Below are 16,966 nucleotides of genomic sequence, written 5' to 3'. Positions count from 1 at the left end.
CATCACATTTTTATGGTGCTTGGTCGAAAAATCTTCGACTGATTGCGCCACTGGATGAAGGAGTTGTGCACAATATGTATAAGAATTTTATTGATAATGAATTCGTTGTTTCTGATTCGGCTGACAGCATTGACCTGGTAAGTCCGGTCACCGAGGAAGTCATCGCCACCAGCCCTGTATCTAATCAAAAAGACATTGATGCCGCAGTGGCCGCCGCGAAGCGGGCGTTCCCAGCGTGGCGCGACCTTACCCCCGGCCAGCGGCAAAAGTATCTGCTTGAACTGGCGGAGAAGATCGAAGAACATGCCGAAGAATTGGCTGATGCACAGGTGAAAGAAACCGGTCAAATTAAACATCTCGTCGTGTCAGAGGAGTGCATTCCAAGTGCGGACCAGATGCGATTTTTCGCAGGTTGTGCCCGGGTGCTTAATGGCATGGCCACCGGTGAGTACCTGGAAGGGTTTACCTCAAGCATTAGGCGGGAACCTATCGGTGTAGTCGCCCAGGTCACGCCATGGAATTACCCGCTCATGATGGCTATTTGGAAGATCGGCCCGGCACTCGCCGCTGGCAACACTACGGTACTCAAGCCATCAGATACAACGCCGTCATCGACGCTGAAACTTGCAGAACTTATCGCTGAGGTTTTGCCGCCAGGGGTGGTCAATATCGTTTTGGGTGATGCTAGCACCGGCGCAGCATTGGTCGCACACCCAGATGTCGTGATGGTGTCCATTACTGGTTCTGTTCCGGCGGGTCGGGCCGTGGGGCGTTCAGCGGGCGAAAACTTAAAGCGTTCCCATTTGGAGCTGGGCGGGAAAGCGCCGGTTATCGTGTGCGCGGACGCGGAGCTGGACAAGGCGGCGGAGGGGATCGCCATTGCGGGGTTGTTCAACGCGGGCCAGGACTGCACCGCAGCGACGCGGGTTCTGGTTGACGCTAGTGTTGCCGACGAATTCACCGAGAAGTTGGTGGCGGAAATGAAGAAACTCAAGCCGGGGAAGCCGGACGATGAGGATGCGTTCTATGGGGCGCTCAATAACCGCAAGCACTTCGACAAAGTATGTCAGGTTCTAGCTGACCTGCCAGAACACGCTCAAATTGTTACTGGTGGCAATCGGATCGGTGACGTTGGATTCTACCTAGAGCCAACCGTGATCACTGGGTTGAAGCAGACCGACAAGGCAATTCAGGAAGAAACTTTCGGCCCCATCATTACTGTGCAAACCTTCGACACTGTTGACCAGGCATTGGAAATGGGCAACGACGTCAGCTACGGCCTATCTGCTTCCATCTGGTCCACCGACCACGCCACCACGTTGCGGGCTAGCCGCGAATTGGATTTCGGCTGTGTATGGATCAATTCCCACATTCCGCTCATCGCGGAAATGCCGCACGGCGGATTCAAGGATTCCGGATACGGCAAGGACATGTCGCTGTATTCCGTCGAAGAGTACACCCGCATCAAGCACGTCATGGCCGCGCACTAACAGCACGTTTGGCGTAGCGGACACACGGTTGAAAGAAGATTAAGGAACAAAAATGGGCGTTATTGAAAAAGATGTCGTCGTTATTGGTGCTGGACCAGCGGGATTAATGGCGGCGCTGCGGCTGAAAGAACAAGGATACAGCGTACAGGTTGTTGAGGCGCGCGACCGAGTTGGCGGCCGCACCCGCTCCGACGTGATGAACGGTGCTTGGTACGAAATCGGCGGACAGTGGGTTTCACCAGATCAGACCGTATTGATCGAATTGCTTGACGAGCTGGACTTGGAAACCTACCAGCGCTACCGGGAAGGCGAAAGCCTCTACATGGCGCCAGATGGCACAGTTTCTCGCTACACCGGTGAGATGTTCCCATGCAGCGAATCAACCCAGGCGGAGATGGCGCGGCTCATTTCCATGATGGATGAATTGGTCGCCGAGATGGACCCCGCACGACCATGGGATCATCCACGAGCCCGTGAACTGGACACTGTTAGCTTTAAGCACTGGTTAGAGACGCTTTGCGACGACGAAGAGGCCCGTAACAACATCGGCTTGTTTATCGCTGGCGGTATGTTGACCAAACCCGCCCACGCTTTTTCCGCGCTGCAAGCCCTGCACATGGCTGCGTCTGCAGGAAGCTTCTCCAATCTGGTAGATGAAGACTTCATTCTTGACGCCCGCGTGGTCGGCGGCATGCAAATGGTGTCGTTAAAGCTGGCGGAGAAAATCGGTGAGGACAACATCACCTTGGCTGCACCGGTGCGCACCATCGAATATTCCGATTCTGGTGTGACCGTTTACGCCGATCATGGTGTGGAAGTACGGGCACGATTTGCCGTCCTGGCAGTTCCACCGACCCTGTATCACCGGATTTCCTATGTGCCGGAAATGCCACGGCTGCAGCACGTGATGCACCAGCACCAGTCGATGGGCTTGGTTATCAAAGTACACGCCACCTACGACCGGCCATTCTGGCGGGACAAGGGGCTATCGGGTACCTGCTTCGCCGCCGGAAACCTGGTGCAGGAGATTTATGACAACACCAATTACGGCGATGAGCGCGGCACACTGGTGGGCTTCGTCTCGGACGAGAACGCCGACGCCATGTTTGAGATTTCTGCGGAGGAACGCAAGAAGAAGATTCTGACAGCAATGGCGGAATTCCTCGGCCCAGAAACTTTAGAGCCGGTTGCCTACTACGAATCGGATTGGGGAGCGGAGGAATGGACTCGGGGCGCCTACGCTGCCTCCTATGACCTTGGTGGATTAAGCCGGTGGGGTAAGTACAACACCGACCCGGTGGGCCCAATCCACTTCGCTTGTTCCGATATTGCGGGCGAAGGCTATCAGCATGTTGATGGTGCCATCCGAATGGGGCAGAAAGTGGCTAAAGATATTGCGAAGTTGTTGGGGGAGTCGCGGTGAAATGCGTCGTAGGCTACGAAGCCACACCCCAAGGAATAGATGCAATCAACCTAGGCATTGATATTGCCCGAGCGATGAACATCGACCTCGAAATTGTATTGGTTCTGCGCCGACATGATATTTTCAGTCACGAATATCCGCCAACTGGCACCGTCGACGATGTATTGCTCAACCAGGCGTTTCGCTGGTTGCACGGGGCATTGGATCAAATTCCTGAAGACATCAAAGCGCGTGCGCATGTCTATTCCGGAACCTCCACCGCAGAAGGTCTCAGCCGCGCAGCAAAGGATATGGCTGCGGAAATGATTGTGGTTGGTGGGGCGTCGTCAAGCCCATTTAAGCGCCACCGACTAGGAACCATCGCCCAAGACCTGCTTTTCGGCGCCACAGTACCTATAGCGTTATCACCACGCGGGTACCTCAGCACCCCTATCAATCGGATTAACTGTGCTGTTGGTACCCGACCTGGGGCCGGAAGCCTGGTGGAAACCGGAATTGTGCTGTCGAAACGCGCACAACTACCGCTGCGGCTAGTCGCATTGATGTCTGAAGAAGAAGGTGTTGATGCCCAGCAACGAGCAATCGACAATGCACACGCAGTGGTCGCACGGGTAATAAAAGACGAACCCGCACCAGAATTTGATATCGAAGTTTCCGCCAGCAATCTCTCCAGCGTTGCCTGGAACCCCGGTGATCTCATGTTTGTCGGTAGCTCCCGGGTGGCAGAAAAACAAACAGTTTTCGCAGGTTCGGTAGCTATGCGGTTGTTAAAGACATTGAGCATCCCATTAGTTGTAGTACCCCGCGAATACCATATGAGGCAGGTGGTCACATGAGTGACAAAATGCATGGCAAAGGCCTAAGTGCTGGCCGGGTGGGCCTTATCAGTGCCGCCGTCATCGGCATGAGTTGTATTGCGCCCGCTTACACGTTATCCGGTGGACTAGGCCCAACTGCAAGCGTTGTCGGGGAATACATTCCCGCCATCTTCCTGGTGAGTTTCATCCCGATGCTTCTGGTAGCCATGGGCTATAAGGAACTAAATCAATCCATGCCGGATTCCGGTACCACTTTCACCTGGGCTACCCGTGCTTTCGGCCCAATCGTTGGATGGTTGGGCGGTTGGGGACTTTTGGCCGCGACCATCCTAGTACTGAGTAATCTAGCTGGCATCGCAGTGGATTTCTTTTATCTACTGTTATCTCAAATAACAGGCAATCCGGAAGTCGCGGAACTCACTCGTAACGTTCCCATCAACATCGCAACATGTTTTGTGATGATTTCCATCGCCACAGCTATTTCTTACCGGGGTTTGGATACAACCAAATTCGTACAATACGCATTGGTGGGGTTCCAGATCGCAGTATTAGTTTTCTTCAGCGTCGTCGCTATTTGGAAAACCGCTAATGGCCAAGCCTTTGATGCAACCCCATACAGTTGGGAATGGCTCAACCCATTTGGTGTGGAAAGCTTCTCCGCATTCGCCGCTGGCGTCTCACTGTCGGTATTCATCTACTGGGGTTGGGATGTTGTTCTCACCATGACAGAAGAAACGAAAGGTTCCCATGCCACCCCTGGCAAAGCGGCAACCTTAACCATCTTCATGATCGTGACCCTATATCAGCTCATCGCATTCTCAATGATCGGCTTTGCCGGTACCGGTGACGGCGAATACGGCCTGGGCAACCCCGACATTCAAGAAAATATTTTCGCCGCATTATCCGGCCCGGTCTTAGGGCCACTAGCGATCATCATGTCAATCGCGGTGCTAGGCTCCTCAGCAGCATCACTGCAATCAACCGTCATTGGCCCAGCCCGAACGATGCTAGCCATGGGCTATTACGGCGCGTTGCCGAAGCGATTTGCTTCCATTACCCCGCGGTTCCAGTCGCCTGGATTCGCCACGATAGTATCTGCCGCAGTGTCATTTGTGTTCTACGCAATCATGCGAGTGCTCAGTGAAGCCGTTCTATGGGATACCATTACCGCACTAGGCATGATGGTGTGCTTCTACTACGGAATCACAGCTTTCGCCTGCGTATGGTACTTCCGGCATGATGCCTTTGACTCCATCAGCCACGCATTTAACCGCTTCTTCGCGCCACTGATCGGCGGGACGCTTTTGCTAGTGTTCTTCTTCCAAACCTCCTACGATGCCATGGACCCATCCTACGGTTCCGGTAGCTCGCTATTCGGAGTGGGATTGGTGTTTATCCTTGGTACCACAGTTCTAGTGTTAGGCGTTGTGGCACTAGCAATCACGTGGTGGCGCAACCCGGCCTTCTTCAGAGGCGAGACGCTTACCAAAGGCAAACCTGGCGATCCGCTCATCAGCGTCGACTCCGTTTTTAACCTGGATTAACCATAAGCTTTTCGACGCCCCACCGCCCGCTTCACCGCAGCAAATGCTTCGGTGCGGCGGGTTTTCCTGTGGCATATGTGGCGGTGCTTCATGCCGGTTTATTGAAGTCGGGGATTGTGGCAGTTTGATGAGTTTTAGCTGGGGTTGATGCCGGGTTGTGGGTAAATCCCCGACTTGTATAAGTGCGTGGGTGCTTGTCGACGCTACCAGCGTGGCGTGTGGGTTGGGGTTGTTGTGCCGGTTTTTGGAAGTCGGGGATTTGGATTAATGCTTGGTTGTTTCTTGGGTTTTTGGGGTGTGGTGGGTGGATTCTCCGACTTGAAGAATTGGTGGGGGTTTACCTGTTTGGGGGTAGCAATATTTTTTATGGAACCGATTGGGGTGGTGAGTGAGTCTAACTCTATAGAGCACGTTGTCTATTTGGTTTTACACTGGTTGTCAGTGGCGTTGAAAGGCGGTTTTGAGGAAATGGTCGAGAAAATGTCAATGTGTGCCAGGACTCTGCCTGATCAGATAACGGCTCGTTCAGCACGCTGTACCGTGTCTGCGGTTGTGGTGTGTTGTGTCTTTCTGCTTTCTGGCTGCGGGTTATCTACGCCTTTGGCTCAGTACTTGGCTGTTAAAAACCAGCCGCAATCCCAACAACTACCAGCGTCATCGCAGGTGGCTGAACCGAAAACGCTTGGTGAGGTGTTGGAAGCTGGTACTGGAACGTTTGACCCGACCGATCCTAATTTAACGGTTTTTGATCCCTGCGGGGAAGTAACCAAAGAACAATATGAGCAATTCGGACTAACTATTTGGGATGTTTCCCACACGGCGCGCAAAGATTTTGCAGTCTGCGCGGTAAATCCGATAGACGTGTCCAAAAGTGATTTTGGTTTTACGATTTCAACTGATGTCGTTACTTATGAGCATATTGAGTCATTGGATCTAATTGTCGATCGACCGTTAGTAGCACTCCCGGAGCATTGGTATCAGCATAGGCTTTCCGACAAAGATGATGAGTTGGATTGCACTATAGCTGTGTCGACGAACCGAGGACGGATAAGTCTCACGGCATCAGGATCAAACTTGGTCCACGGGATAACACCCGAAATGTCCTGTCAGGAAGCAGTAGATATGTTGCAAAAAATCTTTGCTCTGAAAGGATAATCAATGTCCATGTTGATAAATTCAGCATCATTTGAAAATGCATTTAACGGCATCAAAAATGCTCAACTTAATGCCAAAGAAACTTACGGTATTGCGCTTCGAGCCACGTTGAGTGGTGCGTTTTCATCATTGTCCGGGTTGCACGAATTAGGACTTAATCATGCGCAGGTGATTCAAGGTGGTGCGGGTAGTGCCCGGGATGTGTTGGCGAGTTTCCGGGATTTGGTGGAGTGGTTGGGGATGAACCTGCGGTTGAATCATGTGGCGTTTACTGGCCATGATCTTGCGTTATCGCGTGGGTTGGATACCGCTGATTCGGGTGGGACGTTTGAGCAGGATGTTGCGGAGTTCGCGTCGAAACCGGCGGCGTCGTTTGCGGATTTCCCATTCCTCCCACCTGCGCCGGTTCCGTCGGTGTCGTTGGAAACGTTAGTCGCACAACTGGGTGCGACACAGTCCGGTCAGGCTGCCCAAGCTGCGGCGGACTGGCAGTCGATGGCAACGTATGCAACGAGTATTGCAGCGAAATTGGATAGCATCGCCGGACAATTATCAGCGCAGAATCAGGGGGTTGCGGTGTTGCGGGCGACTGCTGGGATGAAGGCTACTGCGGCGAAAGCTATGTATTTCGCAGCGAACGCCACAGAGATGGCGAGATCGGTGGGGATTTTGTCGACGATTGCTCCGCATTTTCACACTCAGGCATCCCAAGCATTGTCTGCGTTGCAGACTATTGCGAATCCTGCGGAGAAAGAAGCAGCCGAAAAAGCGTATTTAGCCACATTCCATGGGTTCTATAGTGCTGCGTTGTCTCAGGCTGTGCCGGTGATTCGGAATTTGATGATGGATAACAGTCATGGTGTTGGTGGTGGTAGTGCTGCGATTGGGTCGGATTCTACTGGTGCACCACCAGCACCAGCGACAGGTACGCTTAATCCAGCGGGGGTGGGCACGCAGGCAGCATCAACCGCAACACTCCCCGTTACTGGTGGTGGGGTGGGTGCACCGGCAGCACCAGCACCGGGTATGCCACCGGTCACGGGGCTTCCTACTGGAGCAGGACCAGGTGGTTCCGGTGCGTCAACACATGCGCCGGTGTTTAGTGGACTCACCCCAGGTATGTCTGGTGGTATCAGTGGTGGGAGTGTTCCTGCGTCTGGTGGGCTCCGCCGCGGGCACTCCGCTACCAGTGGTGGTCGTAGTACCACTGGTACCAGTATGGGTGCCGGTATGAACGGACTCGGTGGTTACGGTATGACCGGTGGGGTTGGTTCGTCTGGCATGCGAGGCGGAACCGGTGGTGCTGGTGGCCGCGCATTCGGCAGTGGTGGTCGTGGCTTTGGCACCGGCATGGGTCCTGGTGGTGGGGTTGGTGTGTCACCGAAAACCCCGAACGCAACCGGTAGCGGCAGTGGTGGTGTGGGAAACGGCACCAGTGCTGGTGCGAAGTCAGCCGCTGGTGCTGGTGGTGCAAACAGTGGCGGGCGTGCGGGTACCCCGATGATAGGTGCACCGATCGGTGGGCAGAACAACAACAATAATGAGAATCAGCGGAAACGTAAAAAGCCGATACGGGGTATTACCACGAGCGTGGAACGAGACGTGAACCTCAAAGCGTTGTTGGGCGAACAACCCAAAGTAATTCCAGGTGTTATCGGAAACTGGGTACGCGAATAGCAGTAAGTAACCCCCAGCCATTGGGGGAAAATCCGGTGGGTGGGGGTTTGTTAAAGAATCAGGCTTGTTGTTACATATCCGCGTTGTAATCTAGTCGCCCATGGCTTTGAATCTCACAGGTTAATGGGGAGGGGGTTACATAGGAATAGTTCACAGCGGAGGTGCGTTCGTACTCAGATTCCACTTCTTCGATTTCGACGTAGAGGATACGGTGGACGTTTTCACCGATTTGTTCTTGCCAGCAGTATTCGAAATTGGAGTAGATGGCACCTGGGACTATGGTGTCGCTGACCAGTGGGTTGGGTGCGTCTTCAGTTATCGTGTATTCCATGCCGTCGATGGTTGTCGATGGATGGGTTTTTTCCAGGGACTCGCGAACCTTCGTCACGAGCTCTTCGAAAGGCATCGTTCCGTATTCACCCGTCCACTTTGAGTAGTACGGATCGTAGTCCAAAAGCTCTGGGTAATTTTTTACCGCAGTGAAGTCATGTTCGGTGCTTAGGGTGCGTTTTACATCAAGGACACCATCGGGGGCGCGGAGATCGTATAAGCCAACATCTAAATCGTCATTTTCCATCGCAGTTTCACGTGGCTTGTTTGGTTTTTCCGGCGGGATACTTACTGTCGTTGCACTTGTAGCGGTGGTGCTTGCCGTGACTGATTGTGTTGAGGCTTTTTGTAGTGTTTTCGCAACATCGATAGCTGCACATCCGCTGAGTAGGAAAGAAAGTGCAGTCACTACAAGAACATGCTTTTTCATTGTTGTGTGTCCTCAAAGGGTGAATTGATAAGGAAAATGGTCTGGCTGGAAAACCTTTCTCATGGTAGCGCTGGCGAAAATGCGAAAGTGGGCTTTTTGTATAGTTTTTCCGTGAGAAAAGCGGGGGTGTCTTTAAGGAATATAAAAGGCGCCGAAATGAGCAAATTCGAAGGTCGGGGAAGGGAAGTGCCGCAGAGACACTTCAGAAATGAAGGTGGGCAACGCCATGTGAAACCCCAGTTGTATAAGGATCTTGTGATCTAACAACTGGGGTTTCGTTTCAGCTAGGGTGCTATGGGAGCGCGATGTATTTCACGTCGAGGTATTCCTCAATCCCTTCGGTGCCACCTTCGCGGCCGAATCCAGATTGTTTGATCCCACCAAACGGGGCAGCTGGGTCAGAAATAGCGGCGCGGTTGATGCCTACCATTCCTGCTTGGAGCTCGTTGGCTAGTCGGGTAGCGGTATGCACGTTTTCGCTAAACCCGTAAGCTGCGAGACCAAATGGGGTGTTATTGGCTAGGGCAATGCCCTCGTCCAGGGTGCTGAATGTGGCGATCGTGGCAACAGGTCCGAAGATTTCTTCGTGCAGAATCTTGGTGTCATGTGGGACATTGGCCAAAACTGTTGCCGGGTAGAAGAAGCCAGGTCCAGGGGGAATTTCACCGCCGATGGTTAAGGTGGCGCCGTTGTCGATGGCGTCGGTGACCAGAGCGTGGATGCTGTCGCGCTGTTTCGCGGTGATGATGGGGCCGAGCTTGGTGCCGTCGTCAAGCCCGTGGCCGGTGCTAAACGACGCCATGACCTCGGTAAGCCGTTCGGTAAATTCCTCCGCGATGGACTCGTCCACCAAGAACCGATTGGCAGCGATGCAGGCTTCGCCACCATTGCGCATTTTTGCTTGGGCTGCGCAGGTGAGAACCAGGTCAAGGTCGGCGTCGGCGGCGACCACGAATGGCGCATTGCCGCCGAGTTCCATGGAGGTACGTAATAAGTTGTCGGCGGATTGCCGTACCAGGTGTCGACCCACGGCGGTGGAACCGGTGAATGTGACTTTGCGTAGCCGTGGATCAGCCATTAATTCCGCAGAAAGATCAGCGGATTTCGTGGTAGGGATGATGGAGACAAGCCCATCGGGTGCATCAGCTTCCTGCAAAACTTCAGTAATGACTTCGCCAAGCAGAAGCATGGTCAGGGGGGTTTCCTGGGCGGGTTTGACTATGACCGGGCATCCTGCGGCCAGGGCGGGTGCGATTTTGCGGGTCGCCATTGCCAGTGGAAAATTCCACGGGGTAATGGCTAGAACTGGACCAACAGGGGTACGGGTGATAATCATGGAGCCGATTCCGGCGGGGGCGGTTCCGGCGCGGCCGGGAATGCGCACAGCTTCCTCGGCGAACCACCGGAAGTATTCGGCCCCGTAGGCGACTTCGCCTTTGGCTTCGGCCACAGGTTTGCCCATCTCTAAGGTCATAACCTCGGCGAAATCTGAGGCACGTTCATGGATGCGGTCGAAAATCCGTCGGAGTACCTCAGAGCGGTCGCGGGGTGTTGCTTTGGCCCATATCTCACCCGCTGGGACGGCCTTGTCTAACGCCGCATTCCATTCAGTGGACGTGGCGTCGCTAACGGCAGCCAGGACTTTTTCGGTGGCCGGGTCGATGACGTCGAAGGTAGTGGCGGTGGTCACCTCGGCGAATCCGAGGCGAACGCCGAGTGGTACGGCACAGGGTAGTGAAGTCATAGGTTAAGACAGCTCCTTAATGGCGGTGGCGAGTACCTCAAGACCATCCCGAAGTACAGCTTCCGGAATGACAAGGGAGGGCAGCAGTCGGATAACGTTACCGTCCATGCCACAGGTGAGAATGAGGACTCCCTCTTTCTTACAACGGGCGGCGACGGCGGCGGTAAGGTCAGGGTTCGGATCCCCTGCGGCGTCGACAAGCTCAAGGGCGATCATTGCGCCCCGGCCGCGCAGTTCGGCCACAGTGTCAAGATCGGTGAGCGGGCCGAGTACCTCGGTGATGACCCCTTCGATGGCCTTCGCGCGAGCGTTGAGGTTATAGGTTTCCATCTGCTCGATTGCGGCAAGCGCTGCGGCGCAGGCGACTGGGTTACCGCCGTAGGTGCCGCCTAAACCGCCGGGTACTGGGGCATCCATGATCTCAGCTCGACCAGTTACCGCCGAGATTGGCATACCGCCAGCGATGCCTTTTGCCATGGTAATGAGGTCGGGCACCACTTGCTCGTTGTCACAGGCGAACCAGTCGCCGGTGCGGCAGAATCCCGCTTGGATTTCGTCAGCGACGAATACTACGTCGTTGTCCCGGCACCACTCAGCGATCGCTGGCAGGAAGCCCGGCGCGGGTGCGATGAAGCCGCCTTCACCTTGGACTGGTTCGATGACAACGCAGGCGAGGTTTTCTGCCCCAACCTGCTGTTCGATCATTTTGATGGACCTGCGTGCTGCCGCGGCCCCGTCGAGGCCGTCGCGCAGCGGGTAGGACATCGGCGCGCGGTAGACGTCGCTGGCGAGCGGCCCGAAACCGGTCTTGTATGGCTTGTTTTTCGCGGTCATTGCCATGGTGAGGTTCGTTCGGCCGTGGTAGCCGTTGTCGAAAACCACGACAGCTTTCTTGCCGTTGTAGGCCCGCGCGATCTTCACCGCGTTTTCTACTGCCTCTGCGCCGGAATTGAGCAGTACGGTTTTCTTGTGGTGGTCACCGGGGGTGAGTTCGTTGAGTTTTTCCGCCAGCGCCACGTAGCTTTCGTAGGGGGAGACCATGAAACAGGTGTGGGTGAAGTGCTGTGCGGCTTCGGTGATTGCGGCGATGACCGCCGGGTTTGCGGCACCCACGGAAGTCACGGCGATGCCGGAGGCGAAGTCGATAAAGCGGTTGCCGTCTACATCGGCGAGGATACCGCCGTCAGCGTCAGCGACGTATCCAGGTAGGCCAGGGCTTAATGCTCGGGGGAGAGCATGCTGCCGCCGGGAATCTAGCTCGGCGCTTTTTGCCCCAAACCCGTCGGTAGTTACTTCGCGTTGTTGTGGGATACGGAAGTCCATTTCTATCATGCGCTGCTCGCTTTCTGCTTTTATTTGCCAGCTCAATTTTGGTTTTCTGCTTCATTATCTGGGGTGCATACCGAAAGAAACCATGTACCATTGGGCGAAAAGGAATGAGGCATTTCTACCTAATGGCGGGAGGTTTATGGTGGTGCAATCTGCGGTGACAGAAAGTGAAACCATCAGCCTGGAGTGGTTGATGAATCAGAAGAAACTTAAGCTGAAAAAGCTCACCCGCACCGACGTCCGCTTCACCGTGGTGCAGCCAACGGAATTGGAGAATCCTAGTGAGTTTTTAAGCCCCGGCGCTCTTGTGCTGTTGGTCGGCTTGGCTTTTGAGTCGGCGCCTGCGAAGTTCGCCGACTATGTGCGCAATCTTTCCCAAGCCGGGGTTGCCGCTATCGGTTTTGGTACGGGACTAAGTTTCGATACCGTTCCGCCCGCGCTTGTCGACGCCGCCCGGGAGGCAAACCTCGCACTGTTCGAGGTGCCGCGTGACGTGCCGTTCGTGTCGATTCTTACCACTGTGCGCAAAGAATTCGCCCGGCGGGAAAGTCAACAGCAGGCAGTTCAGTTGAAACTGCAAAGTAAGCTGCATGCCGCCGCAATCTCTGGTGGTATACCGTCCTTATTGCGCACCCTGGCTAATGAGATTTCTGCTGCTGTGGCGCTATGCAATATTGATGGCACCGTGGTGGAATCGGTCTCGTTTTCTGGCATGGACGCGACAGAGATCACAGCGAAGCAACCGCCGCACGATCTGGCGTTAAGCCGGGCGTTTTCCACCGCTGGAAAGTACCATCTCATTCAAAAGCTCTCCACCCAAGGGGCGTCCCGCTATGTGTTGGTGACCACTGCGCCGCAACCGTATTCCAAACTCGCCAACCGCATTGTTTCTTACGCTGCCAGCTTGGCGGATATTTTGTTGCACTTGCCTGTCGACGTCCGTCAGGGCCGAAATGAACTTAATACCTTGGCGTTGGAGATGCTGCTGGCCGAAAAGCACGAAACCACACATGGAAAAAGCGCGTTGGCGCGAATTTTCTCCCCCTTGAGCGACGGGAATGACGACGTTCGCCCTGTCGTCATTCATAGTGACAGCGCCACCACAACCGCTCGTGCCATCGCCTCTTGCGACGCGCATCTTGCACTGCGCGGCTACAGCCAATGCACCATGCCGCTTGCTGGCGGTTTTCAGCTATTCCTCCTTACCGCCGCCCTGCCGCAAGCAGAAATCGTCGAGATGTTTGCCGAACACAAACCCAAACTAAAAATCGCCATCGGTGCGGTATTATCCTGGCGATCAGTCACCACGGCGACGGTCGATGCATTGTGTTCCACCGCCCTTGCTCTGCCACCTGGGGGAACCGCTACTGCCGACTCCACCAGCCTTAGCTGGTTGCACGAACCCTCCGTGCAGCAGGCGCTGCGCAACCGTGCCGCCGAAACCATTGGGCGGCTTGCCGATTACGACAAGAAAACCAATTCCGATCTTGTTGCCACCTTATCGGCATACCTGCGCAGTGGGAACCACGTGGCGGATGCCTCCCACTTGCTTGGCATCCACCGCCACACCATGCGCACCCGGCTTCAGAAAATCGAAACAGTCTGCGAGCTAAGCCTGAACAACCCCGTCACCTGCGCGGAACTACTCCTGGTGGTGATAACGCAGGCGGTGTAGGGGTTGAGTGAATGTCCAATTAATCACAAGGCACAGCCACGTCCAAGCGGACATGGCTGTCGATAATGCGAAATGGAAATGAAGTGCGGGTTTAGGGTCTATCAGAAGTCGTTGCTTGCAAAAGATAGAGTTACCGCTAATCGAAAATATATATCAACCCAAAAGGGGTTATATTTTCGATCGGTTATGTACCGGGGCGGGAGAATCTGTTCCCGATTTGGGGGCGATGAGTGGTGTTGATGTCTTCTTAGTGGCTATAATTAAAGGGAAATATAGCCTATAGTCCTTAAGTTACTGCACTGGGAAAACGCTGATAGGTCGTCAGTCCGATCCGTATCAGTCTTTGCTTTTATCGCTTTTCGAATCATTGATCTAATCGGTGAGAAGAGTTTCTTCTTGTTGTAGGGCAGACAAGCTAATGTTGGATTGTCGTAATCTCGCAATATTTCTATAGGCTTTGAAATCGTGAGCAAAAATGCCCTGTCCGGCCTAACGGATCATCAAGCAAAGTATTTTGCCAATCAATTGGAACGTTCTTATGCTAACGACCATGTAGGAAAACTTGCTGGCCTCTTATTTGATGCGCAAGTGGAACCAAAGCCACATCAGATTGATGCAGCACTATTCGCATTACAAACCCCCTATATGAAAGGGGTTATATTGGCGGATGAGGTTGGCCTGGGCAAAACGGTAGAAGCTGGTATCGTCCTTACTCAGTACTGGGCGGAGCGGAAACGCCGGATTCTTATTGTTGCACCTGCCAGTCTGCGGCAACAGTGGAAACAGGAACTATGGGAGAAGTTCTTTTTACCTGCCGAACTTTTAGACAAAAAATCCCTGCCAAATCTACTCAGTGCTGCTTCGTCGAATAATCCCACTGTACTTATCGCTTCATATGAATTCGTTTGCGCAAACAAAGAACAATTGTTACGCCATTGGGATCTGATTGTGGCGGATGAGGCCCATCGGCTTCGAAATTTTTGGACAGGCCGTTCAAAAATTGCTGAAGCGGTGGCCGAAATATTCCGAAATGCTTCGAAAGTTGTTTTGCTGACAGCTACACCTCTTCAAAACAAATTGGAGGAATTGTATGGTTTAGTCTCTACCTTTGATCCGAAGTTTTTCCATTCGATCGAAGCTTTTCGGGAGCGTTACATAAAAGGAAACGCCCTAGTTGGTGGTGATGATTTAGCTGACCGAATTCGTGGTATTTCTAAGCGAACGCTGCGACGTGATGCTGAAAAGTATATTCGTTTCACCCAGCGAATCCCGCTGACTATTGAGTTTGATTCATCCCCGGTGGAAAAAGAACTGTATAACCTTGTAGATGATTATCTGCAACGGGATAATTTGTATGCATTTGCGAGTTCACAACGGTTTCTCTCCGCGATGATTATTCGCAAACGCCTTGGTTCTTCAACTCACGCTGTAGCTGCAACGCTAGAAAATATTGCCGATCGCCTTGAAAGTGAGCTTAATGCAGGGGTTCTTCGCAACAGTCGTGGTGCGCTTTTCGACTATGAGTCCCATGATCTAACCAGTGATGAACATGAGGCTTTTGAAGCTGTAGACGCTGATAAACCAGAAACCATCGATTCTGCTATCAAGCATGAAATTCGCTCGGAAATCGCCGACCTACGAGGTTTTGCCGAACTGGCACGTTCAATCACCCTTAACCAAAAAGCCGTCCATGTTAAAGAGGCTTTGGATCGTGGTTTTGAAAAGCTTCGTGAAGTAGGCGCCCCAGAAAAAGCAATCATTTTCACAGACTCCACTGTCACGCAACAATATCTGGCGGAACACTTAAAAACCATTGGTTATGGTGATGGTTTGGTTCTTTTCAACGGCACAAACAATTCAGAGGCTGCTACAAAGATTTACCAAGATTGGCTTCGGGAGAACCAAGGCAGCGACATTATTACCGGAATTCCAACCGCTGATCGCCGAAAAGCTCTTGTTGATTATTTTCGTGAGCACGGCACAATCATGATCGCCACTGAAGCGGCTTCAGAAGGTGTTAACCTGCAATTCGCTTCAATGCTGATTAACTACGATTTGCCTTGGAACCCACAACGAGTGGAGCAGCGGATTGGTCGCATCCACCGATTCGGGCAGAAATTTAATGTGGTTATAGCCAATTTCTCTAATAAAGGAAATGTCGCCGAACAACGCATTCTTGAACTATTAGGAGAGAAATTCCAGCTATTTAGCTCGGTATTTGGAGCTTCCGATGAAATCCTAGGGTCTATCGAGGACGGCATCGACATGGAGCGCCGGATTAACGAAATATTGTCGGAATTTAAAACCGCCGAAGAAATCAATGCCGCGTTCGACAGATTGGCGGAGGAATACTCTCAAGAAATCAATGCGGAGATGTCAAAAGCCAAGGCCAAGGTTTTCGATAACTTAGATCCACATGTGCAGGATCGACTCAAGGATTACGACAGGCAATCTGGGATCGTGCTCAATCAATTCGAGCGGTTGCTGCTTGCACTCACCCAATACAAACTTGAAAACTTCGCTGATTTTGAATCTGATGGTCATAACTTCAGGCTTCACACAGCGCCGGTTAACGGTACTCAGACCGGTGATTATTATTTTAAGTCGACGCCACGGGATAATGCTCACCAGTATCGTTACGTCAGCCCATTAGCGCGTTTCGTCATTGATAGTGCGTTAGAGGCTGAAACACCAAATGTGGAACTTTCTTTTGGCCTTGCTGATTCTGAACGTGTCTCAACCGCCGTGAAAAAGCTATCCGGCAAATCCGGCCAACTCACGGTAAAAAAGCTTACATTCAAGATTCAAGCTAATGGTGAGGACTTATCTGAATCCTACCTTTTGGCAGCAGCTACCACAGATGATGGTCAGCTTCTGGACAACGAATTCGTTGACGATATTCTAAATCTCCAGGTGACCGATGTTTCTGAAAGCTCTGAAATCCGGGAATCGGAACTAGAACTTGCGTTGGCGGAGCAGGCTAAAACCTACGACAATGAAGTCAAGACTCGAAATTCTCATTACTTCAATGAACAAGAGGAAGTAATCCATCGCAATATCCAAGATCGGAAAGCTGAACACGAAAAGCGGATTCGTGAGCTGGAAGCGAAGATCAAAGACTATCGGAAACAATCCAAACAAGCTACCGATGCGATGGAGTCGTTGGCCTGGAAGAGGAAGGCAAACCAACTTGAGGACAAAATTGACGAACTTGATGAGAGTTTCCGAAGAGAAAAGCGAAAGCTTCGCGACGAATCCGATGATTATTTGGTTTCAGTTGAGCAATCTCTAAAAGGCAGCGAAGAGGAAGAACATCTATTTTCCATTAGATGGCGTATAACTGAATAATTC

The 16,966-nt window shown here is 52.8% G+C and carries 11 protein-coding genes; 8 read left to right on the top strand and 3 right to left on the bottom strand.

Annotated features, from left to right (window positions below):
- Positions 1 to 74 precede the first annotated feature (74 nt).
- The 6 genes from CMUST_RS11765 (at position 75) to CMUST_RS11740 (ending at position 8,107) form a co-directional block, all read left to right on the top strand.
- Entirely contained in the window at positions 75 to 1,490 is a 1,416-nt protein-coding gene (locus tag CMUST_RS11765; protein WP_047262682.1) for a gamma-aminobutyraldehyde dehydrogenase, read from the top strand.
- A gap of 52 nt (positions 1,491 to 1,542) precedes the next feature.
- The gene (locus CMUST_RS11760) at positions 1,543 to 2,913 is read left to right on the top strand and encodes a flavin monoamine oxidase family protein (RefSeq protein WP_047262681.1); all 1,371 of its coding nucleotides are present in this window, start codon (positions 1,543 to 1,545) and stop codon (positions 2,911 to 2,913) included.
- Positions 2,910 to 3,749: a universal stress protein gene (locus CMUST_RS11755; RefSeq protein WP_047262680.1), complete on the top strand. Its 840-nt coding sequence runs from the start codon at positions 2,910 to 2,912 to the stop codon at positions 3,747 to 3,749. Before CMUST_RS11760 ends, CMUST_RS11755 begins: the two co-directional genes overlap by 4 nt.
- Positions 3,746 to 5,275, top strand: coding sequence for an APC family permease (locus CMUST_RS11750; protein WP_201779204.1), 1,530 nt, complete (start codon positions 3,746 to 3,748; stop codon positions 5,273 to 5,275). The genes CMUST_RS11755 and CMUST_RS11750 overlap by 4 nt, the downstream gene beginning before the upstream one ends.
- Before the next feature lie 441 nt (positions 5,276 to 5,716).
- Complete coding sequence (locus CMUST_RS11745; RefSeq protein WP_158408232.1) at positions 5,717 to 6,430, top strand: DUF3558 family protein; 714 nt, start codon at positions 5,717 to 5,719, stop codon at positions 6,428 to 6,430.
- A gap of 3 nt (positions 6,431 to 6,433) precedes the next feature.
- The gene (locus CMUST_RS11740; RefSeq protein ID WP_047262677.1) at positions 6,434 to 8,107 is read left to right on the top strand and encodes a hypothetical protein; all 1,674 of its coding nucleotides are present in this window, start codon (positions 6,434 to 6,436) and stop codon (positions 8,105 to 8,107) included.
- 70 nt (positions 8,108 to 8,177) lie between these two features.
- On the opposite strand, the gene CMUST_RS11735 is transcribed toward CMUST_RS11740, so the two are convergent.
- The 3 genes from CMUST_RS11735 to gabT form a co-directional block, all read right to left on the bottom strand.
- A complete protein-coding gene (locus CMUST_RS11735; RefSeq protein WP_047262676.1) occupies positions 8,178 to 8,867 on the bottom strand; it encodes a hypothetical protein in 690 nt (229 codons plus the stop codon).
- 292 nt (positions 8,868 to 9,159) lie between these two features.
- A complete protein-coding gene (locus tag CMUST_RS11725) occupies positions 9,160 to 10,611 on the bottom strand; it encodes an NAD-dependent succinate-semialdehyde dehydrogenase (protein ID WP_047262674.1) in 1,452 nt (483 codons plus the stop codon).
- Between the two features lie 3 nt (positions 10,612 to 10,614).
- Positions 10,615 to 11,943 (bottom strand): 4-aminobutyrate--2-oxoglutarate transaminase, encoded by a 1,329-nt coding sequence (gene gabT, locus CMUST_RS11720; protein WP_047262673.1) that lies wholly within the window; start codon positions 11,941 to 11,943, stop codon positions 10,615 to 10,617.
- Positions 11,944 to 12,079: 136 nt separating this feature from the next.
- Here gabT and CMUST_RS11715 point away from each other — a divergent pair, with 136 nt between their 5' ends.
- Together CMUST_RS11715 and CMUST_RS11710 are read left to right on the top strand one after the other, a co-directional pair.
- Positions 12,080 to 13,615, top strand: coding sequence for a PucR family transcriptional regulator (locus CMUST_RS11715; protein WP_047262672.1), 1,536 nt, complete (start codon positions 12,080 to 12,082; stop codon positions 13,613 to 13,615).
- Positions 13,616 to 14,080: 465 nt separating this feature from the next.
- A complete protein-coding gene (locus CMUST_RS11710) occupies positions 14,081 to 16,963 on the top strand; it encodes a DEAD/DEAH box helicase (RefSeq protein WP_236690112.1) in 2,883 nt (960 codons plus the stop codon).
- Positions 16,964 to 16,966: the final 3 nt, after the last annotated feature.

Origin of the sequence: Corynebacterium mustelae, from assembly GCF_001020985.1 — a bacterium.
GTDB classification, from domain to species: domain Bacteria; phylum Actinomycetota; class Actinomycetes; order Mycobacteriales; family Mycobacteriaceae; genus Corynebacterium; species Corynebacterium mustelae.
Note: the sequence above shows the minus strand (reverse complement) of the source record. Positions and strands in the feature narration are given on the sequence as shown.